Annotated in this window: 16 protein-coding genes; 6 read left to right on the top strand and 10 right to left on the bottom strand. The window is 71.1% G+C overall.

The annotated features are described in order from the left end of the window. Positions 1 to 251: 251 nt before the first annotated feature. From BCF44_RS26685 to BCF44_RS26675, 3 genes are all read right to left on the bottom strand, one after another. A complete protein-coding gene (locus BCF44_RS26685; protein WP_116177128.1) occupies positions 252 to 2,183 on the bottom strand; it encodes a hypothetical protein in 1,932 nt (643 codons plus the stop codon). 151 nt (positions 2,184 to 2,334) lie between these two features. Beyond that, positions 2,335 to 2,727, bottom strand: coding sequence for a hypothetical protein (locus BCF44_RS26680; protein WP_116177127.1), 393 nt, complete (start codon positions 2,725 to 2,727; stop codon positions 2,335 to 2,337). 1 nt (position 2,728) lies between these two features. Beyond that, positions 2,729 to 3,229: a hypothetical protein gene (locus tag BCF44_RS26675; protein ID WP_147328644.1), complete on the bottom strand. Its 501-nt coding sequence runs from the start codon at positions 3,227 to 3,229 to the stop codon at positions 2,729 to 2,731. A gap of 179 nt (positions 3,230 to 3,408) precedes the next feature. Between BCF44_RS26675 and BCF44_RS26670 the strand changes: the two genes are divergently transcribed. Further along, the gene (locus tag BCF44_RS26670; protein ID WP_170217764.1) at positions 3,409 to 4,383 is read left to right on the top strand and encodes an ArsR/SmtB family transcription factor; all 975 of its coding nucleotides are present in this window, start codon (positions 3,409 to 3,411) and stop codon (positions 4,381 to 4,383) included. Here the strand turns inward: BCF44_RS26670 and msrA are convergent. The 4 genes from msrA to BCF44_RS26650 all read right to left on the bottom strand — a co-directional run bounded on the left by msrA (position 4,374) and on the right by BCF44_RS26650 (position 7,127). Further along, the gene (gene msrA / locus BCF44_RS26665; protein ID WP_116177124.1) at positions 4,374 to 4,892 is read right to left on the bottom strand and encodes a peptide-methionine (S)-S-oxide reductase MsrA; all 519 of its coding nucleotides are present in this window, start codon (positions 4,890 to 4,892) and stop codon (positions 4,374 to 4,376) included. The two genes, BCF44_RS26670 and msrA, sit on opposite strands and share 10 nt — an antisense overlap. Positions 4,893 to 5,004: 112 nt before the next feature. Further along, on the bottom strand, positions 5,005 to 5,424 hold the full coding sequence (locus BCF44_RS26660) for an AfsR/SARP family transcriptional regulator (protein ID WP_170217763.1): 420 nt from the start codon (positions 5,422 to 5,424) through the stop codon (positions 5,005 to 5,007). A 253-nt stretch (positions 5,425 to 5,677) separates the two neighbouring features. Next, a complete protein-coding gene (locus BCF44_RS26655) occupies positions 5,678 to 6,496 on the bottom strand; it encodes an alpha/beta fold hydrolase (protein WP_116177122.1) in 819 nt (272 codons plus the stop codon). Positions 6,497 to 6,551: 55 nt separating this feature from the next. Next, a complete protein-coding gene (locus BCF44_RS26650) occupies positions 6,552 to 7,127 on the bottom strand; it encodes a TetR/AcrR family transcriptional regulator (protein ID WP_116177321.1) in 576 nt (191 codons plus the stop codon). A 98-nt stretch (positions 7,128 to 7,225) separates the two neighbouring features. Here BCF44_RS26650 and BCF44_RS26645 point away from each other — a divergent pair, with 98 nt between their 5' ends. Continuing rightward, positions 7,226 to 8,329: an FAD-dependent oxidoreductase gene (locus tag BCF44_RS26645; protein WP_116177121.1), complete on the top strand. Its 1,104-nt coding sequence runs from the start codon at positions 7,226 to 7,228 to the stop codon at positions 8,327 to 8,329. Here the strand turns inward: BCF44_RS26645 and BCF44_RS26640 are convergent. Further along, positions 8,317 to 9,201: a PIG-L deacetylase family protein gene (locus BCF44_RS26640; RefSeq protein WP_170217762.1), complete on the bottom strand. Its 885-nt coding sequence runs from the start codon at positions 9,199 to 9,201 to the stop codon at positions 8,317 to 8,319. The genes BCF44_RS26645 and BCF44_RS26640 overlap by 13 nt on opposite strands. Positions 9,202 to 9,347: 146 nt before the next feature. On the opposite strand from BCF44_RS26640, the gene BCF44_RS26635 reads away from it, so the two are divergent. The 3 genes from BCF44_RS26635 to BCF44_RS26625 are packed head-to-tail and all read left to right on the top strand — an operon-like array spanning position 9,348 to position 11,827. Further along, positions 9,348 to 9,989: an alpha/beta fold hydrolase gene (locus BCF44_RS26635; protein WP_246015574.1), complete on the top strand. Its 642-nt coding sequence runs from the start codon at positions 9,348 to 9,350 to the stop codon at positions 9,987 to 9,989. 41 nt (positions 9,990 to 10,030) lie between these two features. Continuing rightward, a complete protein-coding gene (locus tag BCF44_RS26630; protein WP_116177319.1) occupies positions 10,031 to 10,708 on the top strand; it encodes a TetR/AcrR family transcriptional regulator in 678 nt (225 codons plus the stop codon). 12 nt (positions 10,709 to 10,720) lie between these two features. Next, complete coding sequence (locus BCF44_RS26625; RefSeq protein ID WP_116177119.1) at positions 10,721 to 11,827, top strand: FAD-dependent oxidoreductase; 1,107 nt, start codon at positions 10,721 to 10,723, stop codon at positions 11,825 to 11,827. 2 nt (positions 11,828 to 11,829) lie between these two features. On the opposite strand, the gene BCF44_RS26620 is transcribed toward BCF44_RS26625, so the two are convergent. Then, on the bottom strand, positions 11,830 to 12,519 hold the full coding sequence (locus BCF44_RS26620; RefSeq protein ID WP_116177118.1) for an SDR family oxidoreductase: 690 nt from the start codon (positions 12,517 to 12,519) through the stop codon (positions 11,830 to 11,832). Positions 12,520 to 12,578: 59 nt separating this feature from the next. Continuing rightward, complete coding sequence (locus BCF44_RS26615) at positions 12,579 to 13,019, bottom strand: MarR family winged helix-turn-helix transcriptional regulator (RefSeq protein WP_170217761.1); 441 nt, start codon at positions 13,017 to 13,019, stop codon at positions 12,579 to 12,581. A gap of 77 nt (positions 13,020 to 13,096) precedes the next feature. On the opposite strand from BCF44_RS26615, the gene BCF44_RS26610 reads away from it, so the two are divergent. Further along, a complete protein-coding gene (locus BCF44_RS26610; RefSeq protein WP_116177116.1) occupies positions 13,097 to 14,551 on the top strand; it encodes an FAD-dependent monooxygenase in 1,455 nt (484 codons plus the stop codon). Positions 14,552 to 14,573 lie beyond the last annotated feature (22 nt).

The following is a 14,573-nucleotide window of genomic DNA, read 5'->3' as shown; positions in this document are numbered from 1 at the left end:
GCGCACTTTGCACAGCCACATCTGCAAAATTCGGCACAAGTCTATGTCGCGTTCGTCCACGGCGAACAGGGCTAGTTCGTGTGAATGAACAATCACGCCGCGCGATGGGGGGTCGGCCGTACGGGTGATGCGCAACCCGGTCGAGGGATGGGTGAAGCTCGTCTGCGTGGGTCGGCCGGGGCGCCCGAGGGTGTCCCGGCCGACCTCACCACCTGGTCATACCGCGAATACTCGAACCTTTCGGGTGAACCTCAGGAGCGACTCAGCGTCCAGGTGCCCTGCACGGAGCTGCCCGGCGGCGGCGTGATCACCAGCTGCGTCGGGGAGCACTTGAACCCGCCGGGGCCGAGCAGCGGCTGGCTGGAGATGCCGCCGCCGAGCCCGGACGCCAGCCCTTCGCCCAGCGCCAGCACGTCCGACACCGGCTTGTGGTCGAACAGGGTGAACTGGATCGGGCTGGTGGCGCCGGCCGTGACGGTGACGTTGCCGAATTCACCGTGCGCGTCGCCCCAGTTGCCGGTTGTCACGTTCGGCGGCGGCAGCGTGATGTGCCCGGTGCTGACGCCGCCGAACACGATGTCGACGGTCATGTCCTGCACGTGCCCGACGATCGGCTGCATCGGGTTGAAGTCGACCGCGACGGCGCCCTTGGCGTCGATGGTGAGCTTCACGCCCGCGCCGCCGTGCTCGGTCAGGCCGGCGCCGGCCGCGATGTCGAACGCCACGCTGGTCCACGTGCCGACCAGGCAGCCCTTCGCCGGCCGCTTGCAGAAGTCGTCCAGGCTCATCCCGGTGACCGAGACGGCGGTGGCCTTGGCGCCGCCGCTGATGCCCAGATAGCCGGTGCCGGCGGCGATCGGCGGCAGCTGCGTGCCGGCCCCCGGGCTGCCCTCGGGGCAGGTGCAGCCGCCCTGCTTGGCGCAGAACTCGGCGCCGTCGAGGTCCGCGAACTGGTGGTCGTGGCCGTCCGCGGCCCCGAACATGCCCCTCGTCGCCGCGTCCCCGGCGAAGCCGACCACATCGGACTGGATGTTCAGTTCGACCAGGTCCACGCCCGTCACCGGGGCCGCCGCCTTCGCGGTCTGGCCGTTCGCCAGGTCGACGTGGGCCGCCGCGGGCTTGGTGTCCGGCACGCCGTAACCCGTGATGTCCCAGGGCTTTCCGGGATGCCGGCCCTTCGCGTGGCCCGGCCCCCAGACGCCGACGAAGTCGTCACCCGCGCCGGACGCCTGCCACGCCGCGGCGTTGCCGCCGCTGATGCCGGCGGCGACCATCGGGTCGATCTTGCTCCAGACGTCGACGCCGGAGTCCGCCAGCTGCGCGTAGAAGCCCAGGGCGTCGTAGCTCCGCTTGTACAGCGAGGTCTTGTTCAGGTCGAGATAGGCGCCCCACCACTTGGTGGCCACCGGGTCGGCGCCGTTCAGCGCGGTCTGGACCCAGATCGGGATGCCCTCCACCAGCCACGGCGCGATGTCGTCGTAGGCGGCGCCGAACTTGTCGTACAGGAAGCAGTGCATCGCCTCGTGGATGAGGAACGACTTCCGGTCGTGGTCGCTGAACTGCGCGTCGTTGGCCGCCGGGTTGACGTGGATCGTGCAGCCGTCCGGGTTCTGGCCGTTGGCGGTCTTGTTCGCCTTGCACGCCCACGTGTACATCAGCGCCGGCGTGCCGTTGTCGTGGTCCTCCAGTTGCTTGGTGTTCACCGTGAGGAAGACGTGCATCTTCATGGTCCGGCCCAGATGTGACGCTATGTCCGAGATGGCCGAGTCCAGCTGCTGCCGCCACGGCCCGGCGTCCGGCGAATCCGCCTTCACACAGGCGATGTTCGGGTCCGGCGTGCCGGGCCCGGTGATCGCGGCGGCCGGGTTGACACCGTCGGTGAGCGCGTGCCGCACCGCGTCCTGCTGAGCCGCCGTCAGCTCCGCCCAGTGCACCATGACCCACGACACCGCAAGGGATCCGGACACGGGCTGGGCCTTCGGGCCGGGCGGCGTCGGCACGTCCGGCAGCGGCGCGACCGCCAGCGAGAACGCGGCGAGCGCGGTCGCCTTGTCCACCGTGCCGTCCGGCTTCACCTGCTGGAGCACGAGATCGTACGCGGACGGCTGCGCCGGCGCCGCCTGATTCTGTTGCTGGCCGCCGGAACACGCCGCCAGCAGCGCGGCCGCCGCGACGAAGATCACGGCACTTCGTAGGTGTCGCAAGGAGAAACGCCCCTCAGTGAGCACAGTGGATCAGTCGGAAACTACCCGTGATCCACTGCGGCGACCATGCACCTTGGGGCAGGCTCAGGGGCGGCAGGCGCGGACCGGGGTCCGCACCTGCCGCGGTCGGTCAGGTGGTGGTCACGGCCAGCCGCCACACGGTGTCGGGACCGGTCTTGACCAGCCACGCCATCGTGGACGCGAGCGACAGCGGGATGTCGCCGCCGTATTCCGTCAGCCCGTCCGACGACCGCGCGCAGCCGGAGCCGACCAGCGTGGTTTCGCCGGACGCCAGCTCCAGGTCGTCGCCGAGGCAGAACCAGTGCACCGACACGGTTTTCGCGTTGGCGACCCGGTTGGTGAGGTCCACCTGCTTCGCGCCGACGCCGGAGTACTCGAACACCACGTGCGCGCCGGCGGGCGTCGGGTCCGGCAGCGATGGCGGCCCGGGAGGCGGGGGAGTCGCGCCGCACGCGGCCAGGAGCAGCGCGGCTCCGACGACCGCTGTCACTCGCGTCCGCATGTCAGGAGTGGGCGAGCATCGGCGTGAGCGCAGGCAGCGCCGCCGAGCCGGAGCGGAGCACCTTGTACACGCAGCCGCCGGTGTAGCCGGCCACCTGCCAGTGCATGCTGTAGCCCTGCGAACCCAGCGCCAGCCAACCGGTCTTCTGGCTGCTTGGGACGGTCCAGCTGCCGCCGAGCGTCACCGTGGTCGTCTTGCTCCAGCTGATGCTGCTGCTGACGGTCGCCTGGGCCGAGGCGATGATGGCGTCGATGTCGCCGGACGCCGAACCGCCGACGGTGCCGGTCCAGGTGGTGCCGGCCGCCGCGTTGATCGACAGCGTCACACCGGACTGGCCGTAGACCTTCTTCGCCGCGTCCGGCACGAACGCCCCGACCGCGTTGGACACCGAGTACGTGTTGTCGGGCGGGCAGCCGTTCGGGTGCTCGGTGGCCGCCGACGCGATCGGCGCGAGCGCCCCCAGCAGCAGCGCCGTCATGCCCAGGACAAGATGAGTTCTCATGGATTCCCCAAAGGATGATTTGCCCGGAAAGGCGGGTTTCTACCCCCGATGGGCAAAACGCTAAGGCCGGGACCGAATAGCCCGCCAGCCTTTGCGCGGAACCGCAAACCCGCAGGTCGCGGCGGGGTTAGGATGCCGCCCGGCATGGCGGGGCGGGAATGGTCCGTTCGGAGGATCGAGTGGCGCTGCGAATCCATTTCACGGCCGAGGACCTGGCGCGCACGAGCGTGGCCGCCGGCCCGGATCCCATGTGGGAGATCCTGCTCAGCGGATTCCGGCTGCGGGAGGCGGACATCGCCCTGGAGCACCGCCAGTGGCTGCGCGAGGTGCGGGCCCGTCGCCGGCTCGGCCCGAGCCTGCGGCTGCTGTCGGTGCTGACGCCGCTGCGCCACTACATCCCGGACTTCCTCACGCCGGACGAGGGACGGGACGGCTTCGAGGCCGGGCTGGAGGCGCTCGCGTCGACACCCCGGCGGCGGCTGCGGCGGGAGGTCCTCCACCTCGCGCGGACGTCCCGCGTCCCGGACTGGATCCGGCCGCTCGCCGACGGCGATGTCACGTACCTCGAGCAACTGTGCGCCGAGGTGCGGATGCTGCACGAGGACGCCATCGCGCCGTACCAGGAGATCATGCGGGGCAACGCCGACACCGACCGCTCGATCCGGGCCAGGGCGATGCTCTCCGACGGTGTCGAGGGCCTGTTCCGGAGCTTCGGCCCGCAGGTGCAGTGGGAGGCGCCGGTGCTGACTGTGCATTTCGCCCTCGACCGGGACCTCTACCTGAACGGCCGCGGGCTGCGGCTGGTGCCGGCCCACTTCAGCCGGCACACTCTCGACGCCCTGGCCGACCCCGAACTGGCGCCGGTGCTGGTGTACCCGGTCGATCTGCACAGCCGGTGGACCCAGCTGTCCACCAGCAAGCGCGGGTCGCTGGACGCCCTGATGGGCGCGACCCGCGCCGCCGTGATGGACGCCGTCGAGGACGGCGCCACCACCACCGAACTGGCGCGCCGGCTGGGCACCTCGCTGTCGGCCGTCAGCCGGCACACCGGCGTGCTCCGCGACGCGGGCCTGATCAGCACCCGCCGTCGCGGCGCCGCCGTGCTGCACACCCTCACACCGCTCGGGCGGCAGCTACTGGACCGTCAGCTCTGAGCCTCGGCCCGCTTCGGCAGCTTCCACCCCGGGCGGACGAAGTGGCACGTGTAGCCGTTGGGGTAGCGCAGCAGGTAGTCCTGGTGCTCCGGCTCCGCCTCCCAGAACGGGCCCGCCGGCTGCACCTCCGTGACCACCTTGCCCGGCCACAGCCCGGACGCGTCCACGTCCGCGATCGTGTCCTCGGCCACCCGGCGCTGCTCGTCGCTGGTGTAGTAGATGGCCGACCGGTAGCTCAGCCCGATGTCGTTGCCCTGCCGGTTCTTCGTGCTCGGGTCGTGCACCTGGAAGAAGAACTCCAGCAGGTCCCGGAAGCTCGTCGCCGTCGGGTCGAAGACGATCTCGACCGCCTCGGCGTGCGTGCCGTGGTTGCGGTAGGTCGCGTTGGGCGTGTCGCCGCCGGTGTACCCGACCCTGGTGGACAGCACCCCGGGCTGGCGGCGGATCAGGTCCTGCATGCCCCAGAAGCAGCCACCGGCCAGCACCGCGGTCTCGGTCGTGTTGCTCATCGCTCCCTCTCTGATCTCGTGCCTACGGTCGATACAACACCGGTCAGGCCGGTTTTGGTCCCCGCTGTGACGTGCGTCCGGTCCAGCGTAAGCAGTACGTAATGCCTGTGGTTCACAGCCGGACCCCGTCGAGCTGTCGCCGGACCCGGTCGGCGTCCTGATCGCGCCCCTGCGCCCGGAACATCTCGAGTGCCTTCCGCCAGACCGAACGAGCCTGCTCGTGTCCGCCGAGGGCGGCGTGCGAGTGGCCGATTCTGTCGAGCACGGTGGCGGTGTGGGGGACGTCGCCCATCTCGACGAGCCCCGGCACCACCTCGCGGTGCAGCACGGCGCTGGGCACATCCATTAGCGGATCCCCGCGCCACAGCGCCAGCGCCTCGTCCAGCAGCGCTCCCGACTCCGGCTTGTCGGCTGCCCGGGCGGACTGCCCCAAGGAACGGAACCGGTGCACGTCGAGGCGATATCCGGCGGCCGTGCCGACCAACGGGCGCGGTTCGGCATCGACCTGAAGGATGCGCCGCAGTCGGAGCACATGGTTCTGAAGCGTGTTGCGGCGCTGGGCGGGGGTTGGTCGTCCCACAGACACGCGATCAGCCGCTCCACCGCGACCGGCTCGCCAGCCGCGAGCAGGATCCGCTGTTTCGGGGCGGCGACGGGCACCGGCGCCCCGTCGTGCCGAACGTCCAACGGCCCCAGCAGTCGGAGCTGGCCATCCTTCAGGCACGTCCGGATTCCCCCGTGTGATCAGGCTCTGCGGTCGGTGTGTCGCCGAGCGACGGGACCCGCTAGGCGCCCTTCTCGAAGAAGTCGATCAGGAGGTCGGTGGTGCGGCGCGGGCAGTCCAACGGTATCCAGTGGCCGGCGTCCTCGATCCGCTCGTACCGGAACGTGCCGGAGACGTGCGCGGCCGAGCCGGTCATCTGGTCCTCGGTGAGGAAGCGATCGTTGCTGCTCCAGACACCCAGCACGGGAACGGGGATCTTCGGCAGCGGGCGCATCGGCTCGACCAGGGACTCCGGTGGCGACCACGCGCGGTAGAGGCTGAGGGCGGGCGTGACCATGCCGGGTCGGCGGAGGCTGTCGAGAACCTCGTCGACGTCGGGGTGCTCGGAGAGGAACTCCCGCAGGTTGCGGGCGTCGTCCTGGAGCAGCCACTGCTCGGCGACGTCGAACTGGAACAGCAGCGCGTACCAGCCGAGCTGGCGCTGCCGCCAGCCGGCGGCGCGGTAGGCGGCGGGATGGCCGGTGGACAGGCAGGCGAGGCTGGTGACCCGCTCCGGCCGGGTCGCGGCGAACACCCAGGAGAGCACGCTGCCCCAGTCGTGGCCGACGAGGTGCGCCTGCGGCACGTCGAGCCGGTCGAGCACGCCCTCGAGGTCGCCGACGAGCTTGTCGGGGCGGTACTCGTCGACGTCCGCCGGCATGTCGGAGCGGCCGAAACCGCGTAGGTCGAGGGTGATCACCCGATAGCCGGCGGCGGCCAGTTCGGGCACCTGTTCCCGCCAGAGCAGCGACGTGTCGGGGAATCCGTGGACCAGGAGCACGGCCGGGCCGGAGCCCCTCTCCTCGACGTGCAGCTCTATGTCGTTGACGGGAAGGCGCACGGCCGCATTGTCGCAGCTCGCGCCGGATCGGGTGGATCTTGCGACCCGGCGGACCTCAGGACTTGCCCCAGCCGTCGGCGAGCAGACCGAAAATCCGGTCCAGCGCGGCGCCGGGATCGGCGTGGCCGCGGGCGAGGCCGACGGCTTCCAGCGCGAAGTGGGCCAGCGCCTGGCAGGCGGCGTCGTCGGGAGGAAGTCCGGATTCGTCCGCGATGGCGCCGGCAAGGCGGACTTCGTGGCGTAGCCACATCCGGCGGGCGTGCTCCTGGAGCGCGGGGGTCTCGCGGACGAGCCGGAGGAAGTCGGCGAATCGGGGCTGCGCGCCCAGCCCGGCCTGCTCGGCGCGGAGGAACCGGTGCAGCGCGGCGGGAATCGACAGCCCGGCGGGCCGGTCGCGCACGACGGCGACGAGCGTGGCCTCGCGGTTGGCGTCGTCGTCGAAGACGAGCGCCTCCTTGCCGTCGGGGAAGTGCTTGAACAGCGTGGTCACGGACACGTCGGCGGCGTCGGCGATCTCGCGCACGCCGACGGCGTCGTAGCCGCGGGCCAGGAACAGCTCCAGCGCGGCGTCGGCCAGCGCCTGCCGGGTCGCGGCCTTCTTGCGCTCGCGGCGCCCCACGGTCTCGGTCACGCCCCCGAGCATACTGGAACCGGTATGAAAGTTGAGCGGTTGCACTTTTGTAGCGGTTGCACCTACGCTGGCGGCACACCGATCGAGAGGGGAAGACCATGGAGATCGCGGTCATCGGAGCCGGGCCGGCGGGGCTGACCTGCGCGCTCGCGCTTCAGAAGCACGGCATCGACGTCACGGTGTACGACGCCGACGCCTCCCTGGACGCCCGCGACGAGGGCGGCACCCTGGACCTGCACGCCGACTCCGGCCAGATCGCGCTGGAGGACGTCGGACTGCTGGCCGAGTTCACCGAGTTGGCACGGCCGGAGAGCCAGGCCAACCGCCGCCTCGACCATCACGGCACCGTGCTGAAGGAGTTCGTGCCGACAGGCGACGACAACGCGGCGCCGGAGATCGACCGAGGCCAGCTGCGCGCGCTGCTCGCCTCGCACGTGCGATCCGTTCGCTGGGGCCACAAACTGGTGTCCGTCGCCGCCGGCTGTCTCGAATTCGCCAACGGCACCAGCGTTTCCGCCGATCTGGTGGTCGGCGCGGACGGCGCGTGGTCGCGGGTGCGCACGGTGGTCAGCGACGCGACGCCGGTCTACAGCGGGGTGACGCACGTCGAGGTCCGCTTCGACGACGTCGACCGCCGACACCCGGAGATCGCCGAGCTCGTCGGCCCCGGCCACATGTTCGCCAACAACGGCGCCGGCCGGGCGATCATCTTGCAGCGCAACAGCAATGGCCACATCCGTGGCTACATCGGCCTGCGGGTCGGGCTGGGGGAGCCGATCGACCTGCGGACGGCGTTCGACGACTGGGCCGAGCCGTTCCAACGGGTCATCCGCGAGGGATCGGCCTTCATCAACCGCCCGCTCCACGTGCTGCCGGCGCCGCTGACCTGGCCGCACACGCCCGGCGTCACGCTGCTCGGCGACGCCGCGCACCTGATGTCGCCGTTCGGCGGCAACGGCGCGAACCTCGCGATGTTGGACGGCGCCGAGCTCGGCCGGGCGATCGCCGAGGAGCGGGACCTGGACGTGGCGATCCGCCGGTACGAGAAGGACATGCTGCCGCGGTCGGGGGAGCTGGCGGTGGCGGCCAACCAGGCGCTCGACCGGTTCTACAGCACCGGTTCGCACATCCCGGATCACCAGCTCGAACACGACCGCTACCGGGCGGCGGCGGCCGAGTACCGGAGTCGTCAGTCGAGCTGACCCGGCTGGTAGTCGGCGGGCAGCCGGTAGATCCACTCACGCGGATCGGCGTACGCCTGCTCGAGGCCGTCGTGATAGCTGTGATACCCCAGGCAGTACAGGCCGTGAGTCGGGTCGTAGGTGTTGTACGCGAGGATCGCGGCGCGCTTGACCGCCATGTCGGCGTCGGGAATGCGCAGGATGCGGTCGGCGGTCACGGTGTCGCGCTGTGCCTGGGTGTCGAGGTCGCCGTAGATGTGGATGTAGGTGAACAGTGAGTCCGGCGGCCGGACGGCGTACGCGGCGTCGGAGATCGCCTTGTGCGTGGCCTGCCGGTCCAGCCATCCGGCCGGAAAGCGGTGCGCTGCGCCGGGATGGCGCCGGACCAGGGCGCGGAGCCGGTCGGTCACGGTGGCCACGAACTGGTCGTAGGTCTGGCCGTTGATGTAGATCTCCGGCACGGCCCAGTTGATCACCTGGTCGACGCCCATCGCCCGCGCCGATTGGTAGAACTCGGCGGTGCGGCCGGCGACCACCTCGGGGGTGTCGGTGTTGTCGGGGCCTTCGTTCCAGCCCAACGCGTGGTAGTGGCCGGGGAACGAGCAGCGGGCCCCGAGCTGGGTGTCGTCGCCCTCGTTCATCAGCTCGGCGATTGCCCCGTTCTGGCCCTGGGTGACCAGCACGAGGTAGACCGGGCGGCCGGCGGCCTGGGCGGCGCGGATCTGCCCGGCGTAGCCGAGCGCCTCGTCGTCCTGGTGCGGTGAGTAGAAGAAGACCGGCGGCCTGGTGGCCGCGGCAGTGGCGGGGGACCGGCCGGGCAGGATCGCGCCGCCCGCCGCTGCTGCGGCGACGGCGAGGGCGCGGCGGCGGGACAGTGTCAAGTCTGGTCGCACGAGGGCTCCTCCTGGAGAACTGTCGGTATGGGCACCGGGACAGACCGTCACCGGTCTCGAACGACACGGGGCTGTCCCGGGCCTGTCCTGTGATGGCGGTCACCACGAACTTGTTCGTAACGAACATGTTCGTTACCGTGGATCGCATGACACAGACACTGTTCGCACTGCATGGAGGCCCGGGGCGGCGCATGGTGCAGCCGATCGTGGACCGCTTCGGGGGCACCCATCGGGTGCTCGCGCCGACCCACGCCGGCTGGGACGGCACGCCCCGGCCCGACTGGTACGAGGGCGTGGACGACCTCGCCATCGAGTACCTGGACCTGGTGGAGGACGGGGACATCGAGGACGTGGTGCTGGTCGCCACCTCGTTCGGCGGCTGGGTCGCCGCCGAGATGGCGATCCGCGACCGCGGCCGGCGGATCTCCGGCCTGGTGCTGATCGACGTGATCGGCCCGCAGATCCCGGGGCTGCCGATCGCCACGCCCGCCGCCGACGACCCGAGGTTGCCGAAGGAGGTGCGCGACAACTTCGCGGTGCTGGCGCACTACACGGCACGTCATCCGTTGGGCGACCCGCGGCTGCCGCGTCGCGTGGCGCGCCTGACCGTGCCGACCCTGTTCGTCTGGGGCGAGGACGACCAGGTCGCGAGCCTCGACTACGGCCGCGCCTATGCGGCGAACTTCCCGAAGGCGGAGTTCGTGACGCTGCCGGGCATCGGGCACGCGCCGCTGATGCAGGCCCAGGAGCGCACGCTGGACCTCATCGCCGATTTTCTCCGTTCGTGACGAACATGTTCGTCACGAACGCGTCCGTTAGGCTCGCGCTCATGACGGACAAGACCTACAACCGGCGGGAACGCCCGGCCAAGCCGGCCCTCACCCGCGACGGCATCGTGGCCACCGCGCTGGCGGTGATGCGCGCCGACGGCATGGACAAGGTGACCATGCGCCGGCTGGCCAAGGAGCTCGACACCGGTCCGGCCTCGCTCTACGTGTACGTGAAGGACACCGAGGAGCTGCACGCCGCCATGCTCGACGAGCTGCTCGGCGAGGTCGACCTCGACCCCGGTGACGCCCCGAGCTGGCGGGGACGGCTGCACAAGGTCATCACCTCCTATCAGCAGGTGCTGTACGACCACCCCAGCCTGGCCCGGGTCGCGCTGGTCACCCGGCTCAGCGGCCCGAACTACCTGGCCGTGATCGAGGCGGTGCTGGCCCGGCTCGCCGAGGGCGGCATGCCCCGGGCGCAGGCCGCGTGGGCGGTCGACATGCTGCTGCTGATCTCCACCGCCAGCGCCGTCGAGCAGGGCACCCGCGCCGAACACCCCGACGCCTCGGCCGCCGACCACGACCTGATGCTGCGCGCGGTTCGAGACGCCGATCCGGAGAGCCACCCCAACATCGTTGCGCACGCCGAGGAGCTGACGGCCGGTCCCGCGTCGAAGCGGGCGCGCTGGATGTTCAACGTCCTGCTCAACGGCGCGCTCGACACCTCCCTACCGTGAAGGAGATCCGCCATGAAGGTGACCATTGTCGGCGGCGGGCTCGGCGGGCTGACGCTCGCCCGGGTCCTGCACGTCAACGGCGTCGACGCCACCGTGTACGAGCTCGACGCGTCGCCGACCGCCCGCGACCAGGGCGGCACGCTCGACATGCACGAGGAGTCCGGCCAGCGGGCGCTGCGCGCCGCCGGCCTGTACGACGAGTTCCGCGCCGTCGCCCGGGACGAGGGCGAGGCGATGCGCCTGTTGGACGGCAAGGGTTTCGTGTACCACGAGGACGTTCCCGACGAGCCCGGCGGCCGGCCCGAGGTCGACCGCAGCGAGCTCAAGCGGATCCTCGTCCAGTCGCTGCCGGTCGACACGGTTCGCTGGGGTACCAAGGTTGTCGGCGTCGATCCGGCCGTCATCACGCTGGCCGACGGCACCACCGTCGAGTCCGACCTGATCGTCGGCGCGGACGGCGCGTGGTCCAAGGTCCGGCCGCTGCTGTCGGACGCCCGTCCGGTCTACTCCGGGCTGTCCTTCGTCGAGGCGCATCTGTCCGATGTGGACGCCAAGTATCCGGGCTCCGCGGCTTTTGTCGGCCCCGGAACGATGTTCGCCCTCGCCGACGGCAAGGGCGTGATCGCCCAGCGCAACGGCGACGGTCGCATCCGGGTCTACATCGCCATGCGGGCCGCGGACGAGAACTGGGTCGCCGCCGACGTCGTCGACCCCGCCGATCCCGTGCAGACCCGGCTTCGGCTGCTGGAGATCTTCGATGACTTCGCCGAGCCGCTGCGCGCCCTGATCGCCGACGGCGACGACGTCTTCGTGCCGCGGCCCATCCACGCCCTGCCCGTCGGCCACCACTGGTCCCGCGTCCCCGGCGTCACGCTGCTCGGCGACGCCGCCCACCTGATGTCCCCGTTCGCCGGCGAGGGCGCCAACCTCGCCATGCTCGACGGCGCCGAGCTCGCGCTGGCCCTGACCTCGCACGACGACGTCGAGCAGGCGCTCACCGCCTACGAGGCCGCCATGTTCCCCCGCGCCGAGGCGGCCGCCCGGGAGTCGGCGACCAACCTCGTCGTGTGCTTCGAGCCCGACGGCCCCGCCCGGCTCCTCGCCCGGATGGCCGGCTGACCTCAGGAGATCAGCCAGCCGCCGTCCACGTTGAGCTCATGGGCGTTCATGCCGCCGTTGCGCAGCAGGAACTCCGTGGCGTCGGCCACCTCCGCCATGGTGACCAGCCGTCCGACCGGCGTGCGGGCCACCGCCGGGTGCGTGTCCTTCTGGGCGATCCACTTAGGACTGTCACCGACCACGCCGGAGTGCAGCGCGTTCACCCGGACCGGCGCGAGCTCCCGGACGAGCGTGCGCATGAGGCCGGCGACGCCGGCGTTGATCGTGGTGACCATCGTCGAACCGGGGTAGGGGCGCTCCTTGGCCAGGCCGCCGAACAGCACCACCGAGGCGTCCGGGCCGAACCGGCCGTGCAGCACGCGCACGGTCTCGGCGTAGCCGACGAGCTTGATCGTCGCCGAGTTGATCGCGTCGGCGATGTCGAAGGCGGCGATGGTCTGCTGGGTCTGCTCGATCGCGGTGATCACCAGGTGGTCCACCTCGCCGACCTCGGCCAGCGCCGCCTCGATCGTGGTGGGGGCGGCCAGGTCCAGCGCGATGCCGGTGGTCGCGCCGCCGATCTCGGCGGCCACGCCCTGCGCGCGGCCCTTGTCCCGGCTGGTGATCACCACGGTCTCGCCGCGCCCGGCGGCTCGCTCGGCCAGCAGCCGGCCGATGCCGTGGCTGCCGCCGACGACTACGTTCGTTCCCATTCGAACATCCTGGCACGCGCTTTCCCGCCGGTCGCCGGCGTTGGCCGAAGGGGCAGAGTTCAGGCTTCTTCCTCCGCGGCGGCATTGAGCGCGTCCATCGCCTCGGCCAGCTGGGTGAGGGCGTGGGTGTCGAGACGTTTGAGCAGCCGGCGCTTGGTGGCACGGCCGGCGTCGCGGATCTCGGCGAGGGTGGCGGATCCCTTGTCGGTCAGGTAGATCCGGCGGATGCGGCGGTCGTGCGGGTCGACCGCGCGGCGGATGAGGTGGCGGGCGGCCAGCCGGTGCGTGATGCCGGTGACCGCGGCGAGGCCGACGCCGAGCGCGTGGGCCAGGTCCTGGCCGGACGCGCCGTCCCGGTACGACAGGATCAGCAGCACGGTGAGCTGCCGCATGGTCAGGTCCGTCGCCTGGAGCGGGCTCGCGGCGCCGCCGGCCGTCAGCCGCAGGAACTCGTCCTCGGCGTGCTCGATCCGGGCGATCAGCCGGTCTCTTTCCTCCACGAAAACCTCCCGTCGATAGTTTACGGCATGCATACTGTTCACATCATGTGAAGTATTTGGGACTCGGGGAGGGTGCCATGACGGACGTGACGGTGCTGGTCGTCGGGGGCGGGCCGGTCGGGTTGTTCCTGGCCGCGGAGCTGCGGCTGGCCGGCGTGACGCCGCTGGTAGTGGAGCGGACGGCGGCGCCGGGACAGGGCAAGGGCGACGACGACCGGGGGTTGTCGGCGCGCACCGTGCAGACCCTGGACCTGCGCGGACTGGGCGATCTCGTGCGGGCCATGACCGAGGCGGCGCTGCGCCGGCTCGCCGGCTTCAGCGAGCGGACGGCGGCCGAGGATCCCCGCGACCTCGCCGAACTGCTGGCGGCGCTGGGCATGGCCGATTTCAAGGGCGACTTCGCGATGCTGCCGTTGATCGATCGCGACGGCCGGCTCGCGGATCTCGCGCCGCCGCTGATGGTCATGCAGGGCGAGTTCGAGCGGCTGCTCGCGGAGCGGGTCGCCGACCTCGGCGTCGAGGTGCGCCGCGGCGTGGAGGTCGTCGACGTCGAGGCGTCGGAATTCGGCGTCACGGCCGTGTTGGCCGACGGCGGGCGGACCACCGCCGACTGGCTCGTCGGCTGCGACGGCGGCCGCAGCGTCGTCCGCCGGCGCGCCGGCTTCGACTTTCCCGGCACGGAACCGTCGATGCTGGCCAGGGGCGCCGTCGCCACGTACGCCGAACTGCCCTTCGAGCCCGGTATTCACCGCCTGCCCGGCGGCATCCTCGCCGCTTCGCCCGCGCCCGGGCCGTCCATGACCATCGAGTTCGATCCCGCGCCGTTCGACCGGGAGTCACCGCTCACCGCCGACGAGTTCGAGACCAGCCTGCGGCGGGTCAGCGGTCGGGACATCGCCGTCACGGAGATCGCGGAGCCGATGCGGATCACCGACAATGCCCGCCAGACCTCGACGTATCGGCGCGGTCGGGTGCTGCTCGCCGGCGACGCCGCGCACGTGCATTCCCCGATCGGCGGTCAGGGCCTCAACCTCGGCATCCAGGACGCCGCCAACCTCGGCTGGAAGCTCGCCCTCGTCGCCCGCGGACTGGCCGGCGCCGAGTTGCTCGACACCTACACCGCCGAGCGGCATCCCGTTGGCGCGCAGGTGCTTCGCGACAGTCGGGCCGAGAGCGCCCTGCTGCGCACCGATCCCCACACCGAGGCCCTTCGCGGCGTCCTCGGCGACGTGCTGCAATCCGCGGAGGCCGCCCGTACCCTGCTCGAACTGAACCACGGGCTGCGGATCCGTTACGGCTCAGCGGAAAACCCGCTGATCGGGACCTTCGCCACCGACGTGAAGCTGCTCGACGGCCGCGGCCGCTATCTCGGTCCCGATACGGATGTCGTTGCCGCGTGGGCGGATCGAGTGGACGCTGAGCAGGTGTCGGGGGAGGGGCGGTTGGTTCGCCCCGACGGCTACATCGCCTGGGCCGGCGGGGACCCCGACGAGTTGCGGACGGCCCTCGCGCGGTGGTTCGGCTCCATGTGACAACTGCACGAAACCGGATTTC

The organism is Kutzneria buriramensis (assembly GCF_003387475.1).
Taxonomy (GTDB): Bacteria; Actinomycetota; Actinomycetes; order Mycobacteriales; family Pseudonocardiaceae; genus Kutzneria; species Kutzneria buriramensis.
Note: the sequence above shows the minus strand (reverse complement) of the source record. Positions and strands in the feature narration are given on the sequence as shown.